The 19,909-nt window shown below is 64.3% G+C and carries 20 protein-coding genes; 8 read left to right on the top strand and 12 right to left on the bottom strand.

Going from position 1 to position 19,909, the window contains the following annotated elements; genetic code table 11:
* Nucleotides 1-80: 80 nt before the first annotated feature.
* From NLM32_RS43605 to NLM32_RS43595, 3 genes are all read left to right on the top strand, one after another.
* Nucleotides 81-1,139: an amidohydrolase family protein gene (locus tag NLM32_RS43605; protein WP_254134792.1), complete on the top strand. Its 1,059-nt coding sequence runs from the start codon at nucleotides 81-83 to the stop codon at nucleotides 1,137-1,139.
* Nucleotides 1,140-1,164: 25 nt separating this feature from the next.
* Nucleotides 1,165-2,277, top strand: a complete 1,113-nt coding sequence (locus NLM32_RS43600; RefSeq protein WP_254134791.1) for an amidohydrolase family protein — start codon at nucleotides 1,165-1,167, stop codon at nucleotides 2,275-2,277.
* An 80-nt stretch (nucleotides 2,278-2,357) separates the two neighbouring features.
* A complete protein-coding gene (locus NLM32_RS43595) occupies nucleotides 2,358-2,771 on the top strand; it encodes a Rieske (2Fe-2S) protein (RefSeq protein ID WP_212286813.1) in 414 nt (137 codons plus the stop codon).
* Between the two features lie 58 nt (nucleotides 2,772-2,829).
* Here the strand turns inward: NLM32_RS43595 and NLM32_RS43590 are convergent, their stop codons facing one another.
* Complete coding sequence (locus NLM32_RS43590; RefSeq protein ID WP_254134790.1) at nucleotides 2,830-4,161, bottom strand: MFS transporter; 1,332 nt, start codon at nucleotides 4,159-4,161, stop codon at nucleotides 2,830-2,832.
* A gap of 145 nt (nucleotides 4,162-4,306) precedes the next feature.
* The gene (locus NLM32_RS43585) at nucleotides 4,307-5,206 is read right to left on the bottom strand and encodes a transcriptional regulator GcvA (protein WP_254134789.1); all 900 of its coding nucleotides are present in this window, start codon (nucleotides 5,204-5,206) and stop codon (nucleotides 4,307-4,309) included.
* A gap of 110 nt (nucleotides 5,207-5,316) precedes the next feature.
* Here NLM32_RS43585 and NLM32_RS43580 point away from each other — a divergent pair, with 110 nt between their 5' ends.
* Both NLM32_RS43580 and NLM32_RS43575 read left to right on the top strand, forming a co-directional pair.
* Nucleotides 5,317-5,520: a DUF1127 domain-containing protein gene (locus NLM32_RS43580; protein WP_254134788.1), complete on the top strand. Its 204-nt coding sequence runs from the start codon at nucleotides 5,317-5,319 to the stop codon at nucleotides 5,518-5,520.
* Nucleotides 5,521-5,589: 69 nt separating this feature from the next.
* Nucleotides 5,590-6,213 carry a GNAT family N-acetyltransferase gene (locus NLM32_RS43575; protein ID WP_254134787.1) on the top strand — a complete coding sequence of 208 codons (624 nt, stop codon included), beginning with the start codon at nucleotides 5,590-5,592 and terminating at the stop codon, nucleotides 6,211-6,213.
* Between the two features lie 51 nt (nucleotides 6,214-6,264).
* Here NLM32_RS43575 and NLM32_RS43570 read toward each other — a convergent pair whose 3' ends face one another.
* The gene (locus NLM32_RS43570) at nucleotides 6,265-7,107 is read right to left on the bottom strand and encodes an oxidoreductase (protein WP_254135554.1); all 843 of its coding nucleotides are present in this window, start codon (nucleotides 7,105-7,107) and stop codon (nucleotides 6,265-6,267) included.
* A gap of 120 nt (nucleotides 7,108-7,227) precedes the next feature.
* Between NLM32_RS43570 and NLM32_RS43565 the strand changes: the two genes are divergently transcribed.
* Nucleotides 7,228-8,136, top strand: a complete 909-nt coding sequence (locus tag NLM32_RS43565) for a LysR family transcriptional regulator (protein WP_254134786.1) — start codon at nucleotides 7,228-7,230, stop codon at nucleotides 8,134-8,136.
* 10 nt (nucleotides 8,137-8,146) lie between these two features.
* On the opposite strand, the gene NLM32_RS43560 is transcribed toward NLM32_RS43565, so the two are convergent.
* The 3 genes from NLM32_RS43560 to NLM32_RS43550 all read right to left on the bottom strand — a co-directional run bounded on the left by NLM32_RS43560 (nucleotide 8,147) and on the right by NLM32_RS43550 (nucleotide 10,031).
* Nucleotides 8,147-8,317: an RNA polymerase sigma factor region1.1 domain-containing protein gene (locus NLM32_RS43560; RefSeq protein ID WP_254134785.1), complete on the bottom strand. Its 171-nt coding sequence runs from the start codon at nucleotides 8,315-8,317 to the stop codon at nucleotides 8,147-8,149.
* A 66-nt stretch (nucleotides 8,318-8,383) separates the two neighbouring features.
* Nucleotides 8,384-9,214 carry an enoyl-CoA hydratase gene (locus NLM32_RS43555; protein ID WP_254134784.1) on the bottom strand — a complete coding sequence of 277 codons (831 nt, stop codon included), beginning with the start codon at nucleotides 9,212-9,214 and terminating at the stop codon, nucleotides 8,384-8,386.
* A 115-nt stretch (nucleotides 9,215-9,329) separates the two neighbouring features.
* Complete coding sequence (locus NLM32_RS43550; protein ID WP_254134783.1) at nucleotides 9,330-10,031, bottom strand: SDR family NAD(P)-dependent oxidoreductase; 702 nt, start codon at nucleotides 10,029-10,031, stop codon at nucleotides 9,330-9,332.
* A 246-nt stretch (nucleotides 10,032-10,277) separates the two neighbouring features.
* Between NLM32_RS43550 and NLM32_RS43545 the strand changes: the two genes are divergently transcribed.
* Complete coding sequence (locus NLM32_RS43545; RefSeq protein ID WP_254134782.1) at nucleotides 10,278-12,062, top strand: acyl-CoA dehydrogenase family protein; 1,785 nt, start codon at nucleotides 10,278-10,280, stop codon at nucleotides 12,060-12,062.
* Nucleotides 12,063-12,106: 44 nt separating this feature from the next.
* Entirely contained in the window at nucleotides 12,107-13,195 is a 1,089-nt protein-coding gene (locus tag NLM32_RS43540; RefSeq protein WP_254134781.1) for a Zn-dependent alcohol dehydrogenase, read from the top strand.
* 146 nt (nucleotides 13,196-13,341) lie between these two features.
* Here the strand turns inward: NLM32_RS43540 and NLM32_RS43535 are convergent, their stop codons facing one another.
* From NLM32_RS43535 to NLM32_RS43510, 6 genes are all read right to left on the bottom strand, one after another.
* Complete coding sequence (locus tag NLM32_RS43535) at nucleotides 13,342-13,695, bottom strand: nuclear transport factor 2 family protein (RefSeq protein WP_254134780.1); 354 nt, start codon at nucleotides 13,693-13,695, stop codon at nucleotides 13,342-13,344.
* A gap of 135 nt (nucleotides 13,696-13,830) precedes the next feature.
* A complete protein-coding gene (locus NLM32_RS43530) occupies nucleotides 13,831-15,303 on the bottom strand; it encodes an amidase (protein ID WP_254134779.1) in 1,473 nt (490 codons plus the stop codon).
* 98 nt (nucleotides 15,304-15,401) lie between these two features.
* Nucleotides 15,402-16,373 carry an iron exporter MbfA gene (gene mbfA, locus NLM32_RS43525; protein WP_254134778.1) on the bottom strand — a complete coding sequence of 324 codons (972 nt, stop codon included), beginning with the start codon at nucleotides 16,371-16,373 and terminating at the stop codon, nucleotides 15,402-15,404.
* An 87-nt stretch (nucleotides 16,374-16,460) separates the two neighbouring features.
* The gene (locus tag NLM32_RS43520) at nucleotides 16,461-17,603 is read right to left on the bottom strand and encodes an alpha/beta hydrolase (RefSeq protein WP_305884108.1); all 1,143 of its coding nucleotides are present in this window, start codon (nucleotides 17,601-17,603) and stop codon (nucleotides 16,461-16,463) included.
* Nucleotides 17,604-17,826: 223 nt separating this feature from the next.
* Nucleotides 17,827-18,696 (bottom strand): MBL fold metallo-hydrolase, encoded by an 870-nt coding sequence (locus NLM32_RS43515; RefSeq protein ID WP_254134777.1) that lies wholly within the window; start codon nucleotides 18,694-18,696, stop codon nucleotides 17,827-17,829.
* Between the two features lie 17 nt (nucleotides 18,697-18,713).
* Nucleotides 18,714-19,904, bottom strand: coding sequence for a serine hydrolase (locus NLM32_RS43510; protein ID WP_254134776.1), 1,191 nt, complete (start codon nucleotides 19,902-19,904; stop codon nucleotides 18,714-18,716).
* Nucleotides 19,905-19,909 lie beyond the last annotated feature (5 nt).

The following is a 19,909-nucleotide window of genomic DNA, read 5'->3' as shown; positions in this document are numbered from 1 at the left end:
GCTTGAATGGCGGACAAGGCGAGGCGGCTGAGCGCCGCCCGCGACAAGAGACGACGAGGAAACGTGAGAAGGGAGACGTGATGGCGTCCCTGATCGCCGGCGGGGTGGATTGCGATGTGCATCCGGCCGTGCCGCATCTGACCAGCCTGCTGCCCTACCTGAGCGACTATTGGCGCGATCAGGTGACGACGCGCGGCATGGTCGATCTCGTCTCGCAATCCTATCCGAAGAACTCGCCGATCGTTGCGCGACCGGATTGGCGCCCCGAGAACGGCAAGCCGGGCGAGAGCCTCGAGGACATGCAGCGCCATGTGCTCGATCCCTTCCAGCTGACGCACGCCATCTGCAACCCGCTTTACGGCGTGCAGATGGTGTTTTCCGAAGACATGCAGGCCGCGTTCTGCCGCGCGCTGAACCAATGGCTCGCGAAGGAATGGCTCGACCGTGACAAGCGGCTGCGCGGCTCGATCGTGATCCCGACGCAAAGCATCGAGAAGGCCGTCGCCGAGATCGAGCGCTGTGCTGAGGACAAGCGATTCGTGCAGGTGCTGATGCTTGTCATGGGCGACACGCCGCTCGGCAAGCGCGCGCTGTGGCCGATCTACGAGGCGGCGGAACGGCACGGCCTGCCGATCGGGATCCACGCCGGTTCCGCCTATCACAATCCGCCGACCGCGGTGGGATGGGGGTCCTATCACATCGAGGATTATGTTGGTCAGGCCCAGGCGTTCCAGACCCAGCTCACCAGCCTGATCGTCGAGGGTGTGTTCGCCAAATATCCGCGGCTGAAGATGGTGATGCTGGAATCCGGCGTCTCATGGATCTCGCCCTATCTCTGGCGTCTGCACAAGTTCTGGCGCGGGGTGCGGATGGAGACGCCCTGGGTCGATCGCGCGCCGCTGGAAATTGTGCGCAGCAACATCCGCTTCTCGTTACAGCCATTTGATGCGCCGCCGGACGAAGCGACATTAATTCGCCTGTTTGATCATATGCAGTCCGACGAATTAGTCCTATTCTCGACGGACTATCCGCACTGGCAGTTCGACGGCCTGGACGCGCTGCCTCAAGGTCTGTCTCCCGATCTCGTGCGCAAGATCATGATCGACAATCCGCATGCAACCTATCCCCGCCTGACGTGAGCGCGCTGCCAAAGGAGGCAAGGCGATGAATATCCAGTTCCGCGAAAACTCCGAAGCCGCTTCTCCCTTGACGACCAAGACCGCGATCGCGGACTGCGACATCCATCCGGCGCGCGCGACCCGTACCGAGCTCTATCCCTATCTCGCCAAACGCTGGCAGCATCATCTCGAGGTCTACGGCGTCCATGCCTATCAGGGCATGATGGAAGGCCCGCCCTATCCGAAGGCGCAGCCCAACGCCTCGCGCCGCGATGCCTATCCGCCGGAGGGCGGCCCGCAGGGTTCCTCGCTGTCTTTCATGCAAAAGCAGCTGCTCGATCCGAACAATGTCCAGTTGGGCGTGCTCAATCCGCTGAACACCGGGCAGGGCATCCGCAATCACGAGCTCTCGGCCGCGCTATGCTCGGCCATCAACGACTGGCAGATCGACAAATGGACCAGCAAGGACAAGCGGCTGAAGGCCTCGATCGTCGTCGGCAATGAGGATGGCTTGTCGGCCGCGGCCGAAATCCGCGAGCGTGCCGGCGACAAGAACTTCGTGCAGGTGCTGCTGCTCAGCCGCAATGTCGAGCCGCTCGGCCAGCGCCGCTACTGGCCGATCTATCAGGCTGCGGAAGAGGCGGGTCTTCCCGTTGGCGTTCACGCCTTTGGCTTCGGCGGCAATCCGATCACGCCGTCAGGCTGGCCGTCCTATTACATCGAGGAGATGGTGGGGCATTCGCAGTGCCAGCAATCGGCGCTGGCGAGCCTTGTTCTGGAAGGCGTGTTCGAGCGCTTCCCGAAACTGAAGATGGTGATGATCGAGGCCGGCTTCGGCTGGGCGCCGTCGCTGGCGTGGCGGCTCGACAAGGTCTGGCAGCGGCTGCGCAGCGAAGTGCCGCATGTGAAGCGGCCACCGTCGGAATATATCCGCGAGCAGGTGTGGTGGACGACGCAGCCGATGGAAGACCCCGAGCGGCGCGAGGATCTGTTCGACGTCATCAACTGGATCGGCTGGGACCGTCTGTTGTTCGCGACAGACTATCCGCATTGGGACTACGACGAGCCGTCGCGCGTGCTGCCGGCGGGTGTCAGTGAAGCCAATCGCTCGGCGTTCTATCTCGGCAATGCCAAGCAGCTTTACGGGATTTCCGCATGATCCGGAAAAGTGTGAAGCGGTTTTTCTCCGCGACAAACGCGGAACGCGTTTGCGCGGAGATCATGCGGAAGACTTGAAGCATGGCGCGTCATGTCATTGCCGCGGTGGATGAGCTTCCGCCCGGCACGCGAAAATTTCTCGAGATCGACGGACGGCCGATCGCTGTCTTCAACATCAAGGGCGAGTATTTCGGCCTGATGAACCGCTGCCCGCATCAGGGCGCGGCGCTGTGCGAGGGGCCGCTGATCGGGCTCGCACAGTCGCGTGACCCCGGCGAGATCGAATACACCAAACTCGGCGAGATCATTCGCTGTCCCTGGCACGGCTGGGAGTTCGACATCCGTACCGGCCAGTCCTATTGCGACCCCCGCCGCTTCCGCGTGAAGGCCTATCCGGCCCATGTCGAGCCGGGCGCGAGCGTGGTGAAGGGACCTTATGTCGCCGAGACGATCCCGGTGAAAGTCGAGAGCGACTACGTGGTGGTGGAGCTGTAGCTGCGCTTACCCTCCCCTGGAGGGGGAGGGTGAAGATTCGCGGTGATCCAAGTGACTGCTAATGCCCCGTCGCCGGCTCCGCCGCCGTATCATATGTCGGCACCGCCTTGCCGCCGTCGCGATAGACGATCAGCGCGGCGATGATGCCGAGTGCTGCCGCGAACATCAGCCAGGCGCCGGGCATGGCCTTGTTGCCGGTCTGCTCGATCAGCCAGGTGGACGCGAACGGCGTGAAGGTGCCGAACAGCGCGGCCGCGAGCGCGAAGGCCAGCGAGAAGCAGGTCGTGCGCACATGCGCCGGCACGATCTCGACCAGTGCACCGAGCATGGTGCCGCTGTACATGCCGAAATAGAACGAGAACATCATCTCGACGGCGAGCAGCTTGCCGAAGGTCGGCGCGGCCACCAGCCAGCTCAGCGCCGGATAGGCGGTGAGCAGCGCCAGCGTGGCGATGGCGAGCAGCACCGGCTTGCGGCCGATCCGGTCGGACAGCGCGCCGCCGACCGGATTCCAGATGAAGTTCGTGACGGCGACCAGCAGCGTGACCAGCAGCGCATCCTGCGTCGACAGCTTCAGCACGGTCTTGCCGAAGGTCGGCGTGTAGACGGTGACGAAGTAGAACGTCGTCGTGGTCAGGATCGCGATCATCATGCCGAGGATGACGATGCGCCAGTTGGCGAGCGCGGAAGCGAACACTTCGCTGGCGGTCGGGTGCTTCTTCATCGCGAGGAAGGCCGGCGTTTCCTCCAGCGTGCGCCGCAGGAAGAAGATCAGGGGAATGATCAGGCAGCCGACGAAGAACGGAATGCGCCAGCCCCAGGACGCGACCGTCTCGGCCGGCATCACCTCGGAGAGGATGAAGCCAAGGATTGACGCCACGAAGATCGCGACTTGCTGGCTCGACGACTGGAACGAGGTGTAGAAGCCGCGATTGCCGGGCGTGGAGATTTCCGCGAGATAGACCGAGACGCCGCCGAGCTCGACGCCGGCGGAGAAGCCCTGCAATAGGCGCCCGATCAGCACGATGATCGGTGCCGCGATGCCGATGGTCGCATAGCTCGGGCAGAACGCGATGACGACGGTGCCGATGGCCATGATGCCGAGCGTGACGATCAGGCCCTGGCGGCGGCCGATGCGGTCGATGTAGGCGCCGAGCACGATCGCGCCGACCGGGCGCATCAGCGCGCCGAGCCAGAACACACCAAAGGTGTTGAGCAGCGATGCGGTCTCGTTGGTGGAGGGGAAGAACGCCTTGCCGATCGCGGCGGCGTAGAAGCCGAACAGGAAGAAGTCGAACTGTTCGAGGAAATTGCCCGACGTGGCGCGCAGGATCGCGCCGATGCGCGACTTGATCTCGGGCGGATTGGTTGATGCTGCTGGTCCAGCCATTGACGTTTGCTCCCCTGGAAGACGTGGCCGGACCGGAACTCATTTTCACGGCAAGGCGACAGATTGTTGCTGTGACAATCTGTCTAACCCCTCTCGCGCGAGGCCTTGCGAGTCAACCCATTTCGCTGCGGAAGCTGATGATTTTTCAGGCTTTATTCTGCGTTGCAGCGATCATCCATTGGCGGAAGGCGGCAAGCTTTGGCGCCTCGCGACGGCCTTCCGGCGAGACCAGGTAAAAGCCCGCGTCGGCCGGCAGGGCGATCTTGAAGGGAACCACTAATCGCCCCTTGGCGATGTCGTCACTCACGTAGGAGGTGCGGCCCATCGCAACGCCAATGCCGTCGATCGCGGCCTGGATGGTCATGAAGATCATGTCGAAGGTGATGCCGGGCTGCTTGGCGATGTCGGCCGGCAGGCCCGCCGCCGTCAGCCACAGCCGCCAGTCGTCGCTGTTGGCGTTGGATGTGTGCAGCAACGGATAGCCGCGGAGATCCTCCGGCCGGCGCAGCGGCTTGTCGCCGCGCAGCAGAGATGGGCTGCACACCGGGAACAGCTCATCCGCCATCAACCAGTCGGCGCGCAGGCCCGGCCACTGGCCGCGGCCGTAGCGGATTGCGGCGTCGACATCGTCGCGCTGGAAGTCGACGAGGCTGGTCGAGGTGGTGATGCGGACGTCGATGCCGGGATGCGCCTCCTGGAAATCGGTCAGCCGCGGCAGCAGCCATTTGGCGGCGAGCGAGGCCAGGGTCGAGACCGTCAGCACCTTGTCGTCGTCCTTGCGCAGCAACCGGTCGGTCGCAAGGCGGAGGTCATTGAAGGCGGCGCGGACGCCGGGGAGGTAGTCGCGCGCCTCCGCTGTCAGGGCCAGCGCGCGGTTCTGGCGGATGAACAGGCGGATGCCGAGTTCCTCCTCGAGCCGCCGAATCTGATGGCTGATCGCGGTCTGCGTCACGTTCAGCTCGCTGGCGGCCAGCGTGAAGCTGAGATGGCGCGCGGCGGCCTCAAACGCCCGCAATCCGTTCAGGGAGGGCAATCTGGCAGTCATTTGGCAGCAGGATGCATGAGCTTATTTCATGCGAAGAGGTACAAATTGTCGTTTGTCGAGCGACGCGCGCAGGAGGATATTCGCTTCAAATTTAGCTCGAGGAGCTGAAAATGTCTACTTGCACCGACAATTCGATGACAAATCATCATGCACCCGGCCTGCTCTACCAGATCGGCGAGACCCTCCATGTCTGGCACGAGCGTTACCGGACCCGTCGCGAGCTGACCAACTGGACCGCCCGCGATCTCCACGACGTCGGCCTGTCCTGGACCGATGTCGCGTACGAGGCCGACAAACCTTTCTGGCGGGCCTGATTGGCCGCCAGGCCGGCGCCGCCTGATCACAGGGGCGCCGGCGGTCCCTCTTCCTTTGAGGCTCGTGTCATGAGCATCCTTCGCCTGGAAGATCTGAAGCAATATTCGGACGTGCTGCGCTCCCGACAGGGCGAGCCGCTCAACGTCCGCTTCGTCGAGCCCGGCGACACCGAGGAGCTTCAGCACTATTTCCGTTCGCTCTCGACCCGCTCCCGGTACAACCGCTTCTTCGGCGCCCTCAGTGAGTTGCCGAAGGGCCTGCTGAGCGAGTTCCTCGATATCGGAGCGCGCGAGCGCTTTACCGTCGTCGCGACCAAAATGGTCGACGGCTTCGAGACCATTGTCGCTGAAGCGCGTTACGCCTTCCATGTCGAGACGTCGACACTGGAATTCGGCCTCTCGGTCGACGACCGCTGGCAGGGCCACGGCATTGCGACCGCACTTCTGAAGAATCTCGAATGCCGCGCCGCCGCGCTTGGTGCCGAGCACATCTTTGGTGACACGCTACGCTCCAACCAGACCATGATTTCGCTCGCGCGCAAATCCGGCTTCGCCTTCGTCAACCATCCTGACGACTGGAAGCTGGTGCGCTTCGACAAGGAGATCCACGTCGCTCCCAAGGACATTCCCTGCGCCAGCTGGCGTCTTGCAGCGCTTTCCCGTCAGGCCGATAGCCCCTCAGCCTCGGCCTGACACCACTCCAAGCCCGGCCTGGCCAAGCCAGCGCCGGGCTTTTTTTTGCCGTCACGCAGGATCGTCATTGGTGAAGTCGGTCGACGTCGCGACCGTCCGCCATGCCGCGAGCTCCTTCGCCACGAAGGCGTTCTTCGTCTCGATCCGCTCCACCGTGTCGCTGCCGAGCGGCAGCCGCAGCGGCGGGTTCCTGGCATCGGCGAGCGTCAGGAAGGCCTGGGCCAGCTTGCGCGGATCGCCGCGCTGGCCGTGATTGAATTCGGCCGCATGCGCACGGGTCTTGCCGACGCTTTCGTGATAGTCGTCGATCGTCTGCGTCGTGCGCGACAGCGAGGACTCGTCGAGGAAGTCGGTGCGGAAGAAGCCCGGCTCGACCACGGTCACCTTGATGCCGAGCGGCGCGACTTCGCCGGCCAGCGCTTCACTGAGGCCCTCGACCGCGAACTTGGTCGCACCATAAACGCCCCAGCCGGGATAGCCGGTGTAGCCACCGACCGACGAGATGTTGATGACGTGGCCCGAACGCTGCCGGCGCATATGCGGCAGCACGGCGCGGGTGACGCCGAGCAGGCCGAACACGTTCGTCGCGAACAGCTTTTGCGTCTCCGCGCCGCTCGCTTCCTCGATCGCGCCCAACAGGCCGTAGCCGGCATTGTTGACGAGGATGTCGATGCGGCCGAACTTTTTCACCGCCTGGCCCGCGGCCTCGTGCGCTTCCGCTTCGCTGGTGACGTCGAGCCGGGTGGCGAGCAGCCGTTCGTGGCTGCCCAGCCGCGCGGTGACGGTCGACGGATCGCGCGCGGTCGCCACGACGGCGTCGCCGGCCTTCAGGGCTGCCTCGGCGATCAATGCGCCAAAACCGCGGGATGCTCCTGTGATGAACCAGACACGCATGATGTTGCCCTTTCCATTTTGGCCAGGCGAGGTGCCGAAGCCGATGGGCAAGGTGTAGCGGCTCGCCATAGCTGAGATAATCCGCTATATATTCCGCAAGCTTCTGAGAAAAATTCATCAATGCGGATCGACCCGTCCGACCTCGCGACCTTCCTCGCCATTGCCCGCCATCGCAGCTTTCGCGCGGCGGCGACCGAGCTTGGCGTCACGCCGTCGGCGCTGTCGCATGGCTTGCGCAATATCGAGGAACGACTGGGCTTGCGGCTCGTCAACCGCACCACCCGCAGCGTGGCGCTGACGGAAGCCGGCGAGCGCCTGTTTGCGCGCATCACGCCCGCCTTCCGCGACATCGACGATGCGCTGGAGGACCTCAACAATTTCCGCGGCAAGCCCGCCGGCATGCTGCGTTTCACCGCTGCGCGCCAGTCGGCACAGCTCGTGCTGCTGCCGATCGTGACGCGTTTCCTGAAAGGGTTCCCTGACGTCAGCGTCGAGATCGTCATCAACGACGCTCTGATCGACATGGTCGCGGCCGGCTTCGATGCCGGCGTGCGCTTTGGCGAAACCATCGCCGCCGACATGATCGCGGTCCCGATCGGCCCGCGGCATCGTTTTGCCGTGGTCGGCTCGCCCGCTTTCTTCAAGGTGCACAAGCCGCCCACCACGCCGCGCGACCTGAAAGGCCTGCCCTGCATCCGTTACCGCTTCACCTCCGGCGCGCTCTATCACTGGGAGTTCGAGCGCGGCGGCATCGAGCTCACCATCGACGTCACCGGGCCGCTGACGATGAACGACCAGGATTTGATGGTCGATGCCGCGCTCGACGGGGCTGGTCTCACCTATGTGTTCGAGGCCCAGGTCGAAGCGCTGCTCGCCAGGCGCAAGCTGGTCCGCGTGCTCGCCGACTGGTGCCCGGCCTATCCCGGCTTCTTCCTGTACTACCCGAGCCGCCGCCAGTTGCCGGCCGCGCTACGGGCGTTCGTGGATTTTGCGCGGGGCGAGACCGGCGCGGCCCAATCGAGGAGATGACGGTGCCGGCCTATTCCTCGGCAATCCAGATACCCCGCTCGCTCAAAGCGGTCAGGATCGCCTCGATGTCTTTCGGTTCCACCTTGGCCGACGGCAACAACTCGTTCAGTTGATCGAAAGTGACGTAGCCGGTCTTCTCCGCCAGGATGACGGCTTTCCGCACCACCTCAGACCAGTCCATGTGGCTCTCCCAAAAAAGGGGGTATCTACCCTATGGAATGATCTGATGGTCTTGGCCGCGCGGCCCCTACTTCCCCGTGAACACCGCCTTGCGCTTTTCGATGAAGGCCTGCACGGCTTCCTTGTGATCGGCGGTCGTGGTCAGGCGGACCAGCCGTTCGGCCTCGTGGTCGCGGGCCGTCTCGAAATCGAACAGCAGGGCTTCGTCGAGATTGTCCTTCATGTAACGCAGCGCCAGGCGCGGGCCTTCGGCGAGCGACTTGGCCAGGGCGAAGGCCTCGGCCTGAAGCTTGTCATCGGGCACGACGCGATTGACGAGGCCGATGGCCTCCGCTCGGACGGCATCGACGCGATCGCCGGTGAAAAGCAGCTCGCGCGCCCGCGCGGTGCCGACGAGGCGCGTCAGCAGCCAGGCGATGCCGTAGTCGCCGGAGAGCGCGATACGGGCATAGCCGGTGGCGACGAAGGCCGATTGTGCGGCGATGCGGATGTCGCAGGCCATGGCGAGCGCAAGCCCGGCGCCGACCGCAGGGCCGGGCAGGGCGGCGATGGTCGGCTTGCGCACCGAGACCAGCGCGCCCGTGAGCAGCCGCTGCCGCTCCTGCAGATCGGCGACGCGATCTTCCAGCGACATCTCCAGCTTTTTGGGATCGCGATGCGCGCCCATGCCCTTGACGTTGCCGCCGGCGCAGAACGCTTCGCCCGCGCCGGTGATCAGGAGCGCGCCGACATCTCGGTTCTCGCCGCAGGTCCGGATCATCGTGCGCAGCGCCGGCGTCAACGTATCCGACAGCGAATTGCGCGCCTCCGGCCGGTTCAGCGTGATGACGGCGACGCGGTCGCGGATGACGCAGAGAAGCTCATTTGTGCCGGTATCGATGGTGGTTTCGGTGGACATGCTTTCTCCCTGCTCTTGTAGGGTGGGCAAAGCGAAGCGTGCCCACGATTTGTTTTTGTGTTCGCGAGGGTGGGCACGGCGCTTTGCGCCTTTGCCCACCCTGCGGCAGCTCGTATCAAAACTTCTCCACCCAGGGCCGCAGCTCCAGCTCCCAGCTCCAGGCACTGCGCGGTTGCTGCAAGACGTTCCAGTAGCTCTCCGCGATCGCGTCGGGATCGAGCATCGAATCCGGCTTGTCCGCAGGCTCCGTCCGCGCCGCGCTGCGGATGCCGCCGTCGATGACGAAATGCGCGACATGGATGCCTTGCGGTGACAATTCGCGCGCCATGCTCTGCGCCAGCCCGCGCAGTGCGAACTTGCCCATCGCGAATGGCGCGGATTGTGCGTAGCCCTTGACGCTGGCCGATGCGCCGGTGAACAGGATCGCGCCGTGCTGGTTCGGTACCATGCGCTTGGCCGCCTGCTGCGCCACCAGGAAGCCGCCATAGGCGCTGACCGCTATCGCGTTGGCGACATCAGCTGGGACCAGATCGACGAACGGCCCGCGCGCGCGGCCGCTGGCATTGTAGACGACGAGGTCCGGCGTGCCGATCTCACGCTCGACCAGGCCGAACAGGCGCTCGACCTCCTCAGGCTCGGTGGCGTTGCAGGCATAGGCCTTCGCGCCGGTCTGGCTGCAGAGCGCACCCAGCTTCTCGATCTTTCGCGCGGCAAGGGCAACACGGATGCCCTGCGCGGACAGCAGCCGTGCCAGCGAAGCGCTCAGGCCTTCGCCGGCGCCGACGATGAGGGCGATCTTGTATTTCGGATGTTCCATGATGTGGTCTCTGGCGTGATCTTTCGGGGACGGGAAACCGTTGATCTAGGCATCCGCTGCGCGGACAACCAGCCACGACCTAAGGCCAGCTGATCACAATTCCGCAGAGCGAATTGCTCCTTCACGGCGATCATGCCTCCCTGACAATTTGCGGCTTTATCGCCTCTCGCGATGGGAGCATGATCGACATCATCTCAAGCGGCAAGCAATAAGAATTGCCGTTGGGCGGAAACGAAGAGGACGATCATGCACAAGCCGGCCACAGCGCAGCCAAAAAATGTCGCGGCGGAGCAGTCGGGCCTGCTGGCGCCCGATACGTCAGGCATGAATTTCTACCGCGCCGATCAGGCGCTGACGGATCTCTTGCGCATCCATCTGCCGGAGAAGCTATTCCGACACATCGAGCCGCATCTCGACCGTCTCGGTGAACTCGCCGGCGGCCGTCTCGACGATTGCGCGCGGCTTGCCGACCGGCATACGCCGGTGCTGCACCAGCGCGACAAGTTCGGCCGCGACGTGCAGTGGATCGAATATCACCCCGCCTATCGCGAGCTGGAGGACGCCGCCTTCGGCGAGTTCGGCATCCACGCGCTCTCGATCCGCAAGGGGATCATGGGCTGGCCGGACAAATATCCCGTGGTGGCCAAGCACGCCTTCACGTTTCTGTTCAACCAGACTGAATTCGGCATGGGCTGCCCGATCAACGTCACCGACGGTTGCGCAAAACTGCTGGCGAATTTCGGCAGCGAGGCGCTGAAGGCGAAATATCTGGACGGCCTGACCTCGACCGACATGAGCAAGCTGACCCAGGGCGGCCAGTTCATGACCGAGAAGGAAGGTGGCTCCGATGTCGGCACGCTGACCACGCGCGCGGTGCAGGAGGGTGACCATTGGCGCCTTCATGGCGAAAAATGGTTCTGCTCGAATGCCGATGCGAAAGTGGTGATGCTGCTGGCGCGCCCCGAAGGTGCCGGTCCCGGCACGCGCGGCGTCGGCCTGTTCCTGATGCCGCGCTTCCTCGACGACGGCTCGCAGAACCACTACCGGATCGTGCGCCTCAAGGACAAGCTCGGCACCCGCTCGATGGCCTCGGGCGAGATCAAGCTCGAAGGCGCGATTGCGTACGCGGTCGGCAAGCTCGACCGCGGCTTCGTGCAGATGGCCGAGATGGTGAACTCGTCGCGTCTCTCCAACGGCGTGAAATCGACCGCGCTGATGCGCCGCGCCTATCACGACGCGATGACGGTGGCGAAGAACCGCGTCGTGTTCGGCAACCGCATCATCGACCTGCCGCTCGGGCGACGGCAGATGCTGAAGATCATGCTGCCGGTCGAGCAGGCGCTGTCGATGAGCTTTCTCACCGCCGATGCGCTCGATCGTGCGGAGGCCGGCAGCCAGGATGCGGCGGCGTTGCTGCGCATCCTGACGCCGACGCTGAAATTCCGCGCGACGCGCGATGCGCGAAAAGTCTGCGGCGATGCGCTCGAGATGCGCGGCGGCATCGGCTACATCGAGGAATTCGCGACGCCGCGCCTGCTGCGCGATGCCCATCTCGGCTCGGTCTGGGAGGGCACCGGCAACATCGTCGCGATCGATGCGCTCCGGCGCGCGGTTGGCCGCCATGGTGCCGAGTCCGCGCTTGCCGCCGATCTGCACGCCCGCCTCGACGACAGCGGCTCCGTGCCGCAGGCCTGGCGCGACAATTTGCGCGGCTTCGTCGATCGTGCCGTCGGCTTCGCGCGCGAGGTCGCAGGCAAGTCGGAGAACGAGGCCGACGCGCGCCGCGCCACGAGCCTGCTCTATCACGTCGCAAGCGCCGTTGCGCTCGCCTGGGAGGCGCATCGCATCCACGACATGCGCGGCGATGCGCGCCGGCTGCTGCTGTCGCGGCTGGTGATCGATCATCGGGTATCGCCGAGCGATCCGTTCCGGCTGACGGAAAATGCCACGCAAGCAAAGATCGCGGCGCTTCTGCTCGGCGACCGCGTGGCCTCCATGAGCGAGGTTGGCGAACTGGTTCTGGCAGCGTAGGCTGCACTCCACGATCAAACAAAAAACGCGATAGGGAGTGCTCGATGAAGGCCGCCGTCCTTTATGAAGTCAACAAGCCGCTGGTCATCGAGGATGTCAGCCTGCCGAAGCCCGGGCCGCGCGAAGTGCTGATCCGCACATCCGTCGCCGGGCTCTGCCACTCCGATCTGCACTTCATGGAAGGCCTCTACCCGCATCCGCTGCCCGCGGTGCTCGGGCACGAATCCGCCGGTGTTGTCGAGCAGGTCGGTTCTGACGTGACCTATGTGAAACCGGGCGATCACGTCGTGACCTGTCTGTCCGTGTTCTGCGGCACCTGCGACAATTGCACCACGGGTCGCACCGTGCTCTGCACCGACACCACGGTGAAGATGCTGCCGGGCGCCTCGGACCGCATGCAGTGGAACAGGCCGGAGAAGCTGCATCAGTTCCTCAACCTCTCGTCCTTTGCCGAGCAGATGCTGGTGCACGAAAACGCCATCGTCAAAATCCGGAAAGAAATGCCGCTCGATCTCGCCGCGCTGATCGGCTGCGGCGTCATCACCGGCTATGGCGCGGTGGTGAACACCGCGAAGGTGACCGCGGGCGAGACCGTGGCGGTGATCGGCTGCGGCGGTGTCGGCATGGCCGCGATCAACGGCGCGCAGATCGCCGGTGCCGGGCGGATCATTGCCATCGACACCAATCCCGCAAAACTCCAGCTCGCGACCAAGCTCGGTGCGACCGACATCATCAATCCCGCCGACGGCGACGTGGTGAAGCAGGTGCGCGACCTCACCAATGGTGGCGTGCAGCATTCCTTCGAGGTGCTCGGCCGCAAGGAAACCGCCGAGCAGGCCTTCGGCATGCTCGCCTCCGGCGGCACCGCGACCATCGTCGGCATGATCCCGTTCGGCCAGAAGATCGAGCTGCACGGTTTCGATTTCTTGCGGGAGCGTCGGATCCAGGGCTCGTCGATGGGCTCCAACCATTTCCGTGTCGACATGCCGCGCCTAGTCGACTTCTACCTGCGCGGCCGGCTGCACCTGGAAGACTGGATCTCGGCCAAGCTGAAGCTCAGCGAGATCAACGAAGGTTTTGCCAACATGAAAGCCGGCAAGACGCTGCGGAGCGTGATTGTGTTTGATAGTTGACGTCTAGGACGGTGTCATCGCCCGCGAAGGCGGGCGATCCAGTACTCTGCGGCGGAAGTTGCGTGAACGAACTATTGCCGCGGTGTACTGGATGCCCCGGTCAAGCCGGGGCATGACTGCGGAGTGCGGGGATGGCCTGCATCAACTCACCGCGACACGTGCGCCGACACCGCCAGCCACGTGCCGTTCTTCTTCGTCCAGCAGTCCGTATAGCGCCCGGTCGCCTGCTGACCATCCGCGGTGGTGTAGCTCGTCGCCGCGTGGATGATGGCGAAGTCGCCCATGATGCGGATGATGACGTCGAAGGCGTGCAGATTGCGGATCGCGATCGGCCGCGCGGTCTGCTCCAGGAAGGCGGCGCGGTCGACCAATGTCTTGTCGGGATTGGAGCAGTAAAACTCCGGCGCCAAAATCTCGTCGAAGCGTTTGACGTCGCAGTTCTGCACGGAGGCGACGTAGTCGCGGTTGAGTGCGGTGAGCTGTTCGATGTCCTGGCTCATGATGCTTCTCTCCCGATTCGACCCTCATGGTGAGGAGGCGCGTTAGCGCCGTCTCGAACCATGAAGGCCCCGATCTCTCCTGTGGCCATCCTTCGAGACGACCGCTTCGCGGTCTCCTCAGGATGAGGTTCTCGTCTAGTCGTCAAACATCTTCGGCGGCACGAACCCGCCGAACTCGCGTTCGATCAGTTCGGCCAGCCTCAAGGGCGTGCGGTCCTCCAGCCACGGGCCGACAATCTGGACGCCGATCGGCAGGCCGTCCGGCGCGAAGCCGGTCGGGATTGCGGTCGAGGGCAGGCCGGGAAGCGTGGCGATGCCGGGCCAGGCGAGCTGGTCGGTATAGACGTGCTCCTTGCCATCGATCACGATACGGCGCTGCTCCTGATCCGGCGAATGATCGTGCGGATAGGCTGGTGTCGGCATAATCGGGCAGATCACCGCGTCGAAGGATGTGAACAGTTCGCGCCATTGTGCGCGCAGTCGTGTCCGGCCGACGGTCGCGGTCACCCAGTCGCGATGGCTGAGCGCGATGCCGCGGAGGCGTTCGGCCTGCAGGCTGTTGTTGCTGGCCGGCAGGGTGGCGGCCGCGGCGACCGCGCCTGCGTAGAATTCGCTCGGGAAGCTGGCGGCAAGAAACGACAGCAGCATCCGCATATAGAGGCGCGAGGACGCCGCGAAATCCGGCAGCAGCGGACTGCTGCGCTCGATTCTGACGCCGGCCCTGGCGAGATTGTCGGCGAGCGTGTTGATGCTCCCGCGCACCGCGGTGTCGGTCGGCAGCACCGGATCGGTATCGATCACGAGGACGCGGAAATCCTTTAGCGCGCCGTGACGCGCAGGCGGCAGCTCGAGCCTGTAGGCCTTGCCGTTGTCGATTGGGTCCGGCCCGGCCATGACGTCGAGCAGCAAGGATAGATCGCCGGCGCTGCGCGCCATCGGGCCTATCACGGCGAGATCGCGCTCATAAGCTAGCGACGCAGCCGGCGGAGCCGTGTGGCCGCGAGAGGGCAACAGATCGAAGGTCGGCTTGTGTGCGTAGACACCGCAATGAAACGCGGGCACGCGCAGCGAGCCCCCGATATCCGAGCCGAGCGAGAGTGGGCCGTAGCCCGCGGCGAGCGCCGCCGACGAGCCGCCGGATGAGCCGCCCGGGGTGCGGCCGAGATCGTAGGGATTGTTGGTGGTGCCGTAGATGTCGTTGTAGCTCTGCCAGTCGGCGAGCGCGACCGGCACGTTGGTCTTGCCGAGCACGATGGTGCCGGCGTCCTTCACCCGCGTGACCGGCAGCGAATCTTCCTTGGCAATGAAATCCTTTTGCGCTGGATTCCCCCACGTCGTCGGCAGGCCGGCGATGTTGTAGGATTCCTTCACCGTCATCGGCAGGCCGAGCAGCGGCTTGCGCTCGCCGCGGGCCAATGCGGCATCCGCATCACGCGCGGCGCTCAGCGCGCGATCGAAGTCTCGCACGCAGATCGCGTTGACCTTGCCGTCGTGGCGCTCGATGCGGTCGATCGCGTCCTGCGTGAGCTCGACAGCGGAGACTTTCTTCGCTGCCAAAGCGGCCGACAGTTCGACCGCACTCTTGTAACTCCATTCCGATTTCGCCACGACATGCTCCTGCGCTTCACCTGGGGGATGATGCGCAGTTTGCCGGAAGGCCGCAACCGCCGTTTGATCGCGATTGCCATGCCGTGGTGCGGAATGCCTCAGGCCGCGCCGATCAAGATCCCCACCGCCAGCACGATGGCGCCGCCGAGCACGATCTGGAATACGGCCTGCAGGAACGGCGTGTCCATGTAGCGTGCGCGGATGAAGGCGATCGCCCAGAGTTCGAAGAACACGACGATGCCGGCGATTCCCGTCGCGATCCAAAACGCGTTGGCCCAGTGATCGGGCACGAGATAGGGCATGGTGTGTCCAAGCCCGCCGAGTGTCGTCATCGCGCCGCAGGTGATGCCGCGCAGCCAGGGTGAGCCGCGCCCGGTGAGGGAGCCGTCGTCGGACAATGCTTCCGCAAATCCCATGCTGATTCCGGCGCCGATCGAAGCGGCGAGGCCGACCAGAAACGTCTGCCAATTCTGGTGCGTGGCGAAGGCTGCCGCGAACAGCGGTGCCAGCGTCGAGACCGAGCCGTCCATCAGGCCGGCGAGGCCCGGCTGCACATATTGCAGCACGAACATCCGCCGCCGCGTGCGGTCTTCTTCCGCGCGCACGTCGGGCTTCAGGATCTCGTCGGTGAGCGCGACCGCGCGGTTCTCGTGGTGCTTCTCTTCTTCGGCGAGGTCGCCGAGCAGGCGGCGTACACCGACATCCTCGGCCTGTTCGGCGGCGCGCGCGTAGAAGCGCTCGGCCTCGAGCTCCATGGTCTCGACCTCCTTGCGGATCGTGTCGAGCGGCAGGTTCTTGGTCAGCCAGATCGGGCGCCGGCGCAGAAAGCCTTTGACGTCCTCGCGCCGGATCGGCGGCAGATGCGGGCCGAAACGCTCTTCATAGAGTTGCAGCAGGCGGTGCCGGTGGCCGCGCTCTTCCTCCGCCATCTCCTCGAAGATCTTCGCCGTATCCGGATAGCGTTCCCGCAAGTCCTCGGCGAAGCTCATATAGATGCGGCTGTCCTCCTCCTCGGAGGAGATCGCGACCGCAAGCACCTCGCGCTCGGTCAGATCAGCAAAATTCTTCACGGCGGCCCTATCTCGCTAGTTTAGAATAATTCTAAACTATATAGGGCGCCGTGGTTCCCGGGTCAAATCGGGCGTCGGCGGACTTGGTCAGGCTGCTTTTGCCAGGAAGTCCAGCAGCAGCCGGCTGACCTCGGCGGGCTGCTCTTGCTGCACCCAATGGCCGGCACCGTCGACGAGATGACAGCCGAGCATCCTCGTGCAACCGCGTCCCTGCATCGCCTCGAACACGCCGGGGCGTTGATAAGTGCCCCAATCCTGCTTGCCCGAGATGAAGCACGAGGGCACGTCGATGCTGCGGCCCGAGAACAGCTGCATCTCGCTGTTGAGCATGCCCGTTGTGCCGTAGCGATACCATTGCAGACCGCCCTGGAATCCGGTGCGGCCATATTCGGCGCTGTAGTAAGCGAGGTCGCTGTCCGGCAGCCATCGATTGGCGGCGATCGCAGCCGGCGAGGGCATCTCCTTCGCGACCGTTTCGGCCATGGTCTCGCCGAGGTCCATTACGTAATAAGTCGGCAGCTTTGCGAGCTCGCCTGCAGACCACGACTTCAGCGGATAAGGCTTGTGGTCGATCCAGTCCGCGCTCTTGTGATGATAATAGGCCCGCAGGAAATCATGCACGCCTTGCGGCGCGTGCTGCATGTCGGCGTTGGCGGCGCGCGTCGCGTAGTACCATTGATAATGGATGCGCGGGCGCGGCAGCGCGGCGAGTTCGCGATGGACGGGATCCTCGACCGCAGTCTTCGCCGGACCATCGGCCGTATTGAACGGCAGCGGCGGCGCCCCGCCGAACGGCGCGCTCATCAGCGTCACCGAACGAAACACGTCGGGCCGGATCAGCGCGCACCACGCCGCGACCGGGCTGCCGAAATCATGTCCGGCGAGGTCCACCTGCCTGTAGCCGAACGCCGACACCAAAGCGAGCGCATCACGCGCGAGGTTGAGAAGAGAGAACGGGGTGAGATCGTCGTCGTAATCGGCGGTCCAGCCGGTGGTGCGGCCATAGCCGCGCTGGTCGGGTGCGAGCACGTGATAGCCGGCGGCGGCCAGCGCCGGCATCACCTTGCGCCACGAGAAGGCGAGCTCGGGAAACCCGTGCAGCAGCAGGATGCAGGGACGGCCCCTGGTCTCGAAGCCGGCTTCGAGCACATGCATGCGCAGGCCGTTGATGCCGTCGACGTATCGCGAGCGGATGCCGGCGGGAAGAGGAATGTCGGGGAGTGTTGTCATCGATGTTGTCTCCTTACCCTCCCCTGGAGGGGTCCGAGACGAGCGTAGCTCGCTCGTAGGTCGATCGCGCGAAGCGCGAGCGGGGTGGGGTGATCTCTCAACACGGGCGGTTTCAGCGAGGATAGACCGTCACCCCACCTCGGATCGCATTCCGCTTCGCTGTATGCGATCCGATCCTCCCCTCCAGGGGAGGATGGGAGTTCGCCGTGCGAGCCGCGCTAAATCAAACCGCCGCGCACACGAATGCGTTGCCCTTGCGCTTGATCTTCCCCACCGATGGTGAGGGGAAATGCGCCGTGCAGCACAACGTGTCGGTGTCGCAATAGCGTTCCAGGAAGCTCCGCCGCGTCGTGGCCGCCTTGGCCGGATCGGTGTCGAACTTGATCGACAGCTCCGGATAGAGCGTCTGCAGCGGCGAATGCATGAGGTCGCCGGAGAACACGGCGTCATCCTTGCCGCGTCCCATCGCGATCGCGATATGGCCGGGCGTGTGGCCCGGCGTCGGCACGATGCGGACGTGATCGCCGATCTGGTGATCGTTGCTGACGAGCTCGTGCCGCTTGGCCTCGACCACTGGCAGCACGCTGTCGGCGAAGGGCGGGATCTCCGCCTTCGCATTCTCTGCGAACCAGTGGTCGTATTCCTGCTTGGCGAACACGTAGCGTGCCTTGGGGAAAGTGGGCACCCAGCGGCCGTTCTCCAGCCGCGTGTTCCAGCCGACGTGATCAACATGCAGATGCGTGCACATCACGAAGTCGATGTCGTCAACCGAGACGCCCGCGGCATTGAGCGCACGCATATAGGTGTCATCGGTCTTCATGTTCCATTTCGCGCGATTGGGGCGCGGCTTGTCGTTGCCGATGCAGCTATCGATCAAAATGGTGTGGTGCGGCGTCTTCACCACATAGGACTGGAAGGCCAGGATCAGCACGTCCTGATCGTCCAGCGCCTTGGCTTGCCGCATCCAGTCCCGGTTCTCGGCCAGCACCTCAGGTGTCAGTCCCGGCAGCATCTCCAGTGCCGGAACGAACGAGGTCTCCTGCTCGATGACGCGCTGGATGGTGAGATCGCCGACCGAATATTTCAGGCTCATGCTCGCTTCCTTTGTGATCAGTGCACGTCGCGCACGGATGGAATGACGATATTGGAGAGGATGTCGATCGCGGCCACGCCCTCCTTGGGCTGGCCGTATTGCGCAGCAGTGGTCATCATGACGAGATCAAGCTCGGGTACAACGAAGATGCGCTGACCGCCCCAGCCGAAGGCAGCAACCCATTTGATCTCCTTGTCGCCGGCGAACGAGCGACCCATCCACCATTGATAACCATAGAATTGCGTGCTGCCGAAATAGCCGACGGCCTGGAAACGCGGCGTGATCGATTGTGCGATCCAGTCGGCCGAGACGATTTGCCGGCCGTTCCACAGGCCACGATTGAGAACGAGCTGGCCGATCTTCGCCGCATCGCGCGGCCGCAAGCGCAGGCCCGCGGCCGCCGCGATCTTGCCGTTCTTGTAGTTCTTCCATTCGACGTCGGTAATGCCGAGCGGTTGGAACAGCGCTTCGCGCGCGAACGCCTCCAGCGATTGTTTCGAGACGCGCATGACGATGTTGCCGAGCAATTCCGTGCCGCCGCCACTATAGGCCCATAGCGTATCGGGCGGTGCTGCGATGGGTCGTGATAGTACATAGCCAAGCGGATCCGGCTCGGTGACGAGATGCGGCTCCTCGTTCTTCGGATCGGTCCAGGCTCGCGCCTCGTCCCATTTGAAGCCGGATGACATCGTCAGCAGGTGGCGCAGCGTGATGGCGTCCCATCCCTCCTGCTTCACCGCGGCATAATCGGGAAAGAATTTCAGGACGGGCTCATCGACGCCTGCGATGAGCTTGCGGTCGATCGCGATTCCAATCAGCAGCGAGGTCACGCTCTTGGATGCCGAGCGCATGTCGTGCTTCGTCGTGGCGGTGAACTCGTACTGGCCGTCGGGCTGTCCCCAGGGCTGGTCGTAGCCGGGAAAATATTGCTCGAAGACGAGCTTGCCATGCCTGATGACGACGACCGAATGCACCGCGGTCGACCGCTGCGCGAGCCGCGCGGCGACAGTGCACAGCTTCGCGCCGTCCATGCCGACAGTGTCGGGCGAGGCGATCTCCCAGCCATCATCGATCGATGAGGGCGCTCCGCAGGCCTGATCGGTTGGTCCAGGCGGCATGCTCTCGGCCCGCAGATGGGTGGCTGAGACGGAGAGCGCGAGCACGAAGCTCGCGCTGAGAATTGAGAACCGGGAGAATTGATCGCGCATCGTCA

The sequence above is a fragment of the Bradyrhizobium sp. CCGUVB14 genome (assembly GCF_024199935.1).
Lineage (GTDB): Bacteria > Pseudomonadota > Alphaproteobacteria > Rhizobiales > Xanthobacteraceae > Bradyrhizobium.
This window is presented reverse-complemented; position numbering and strand designations above follow the sequence as displayed.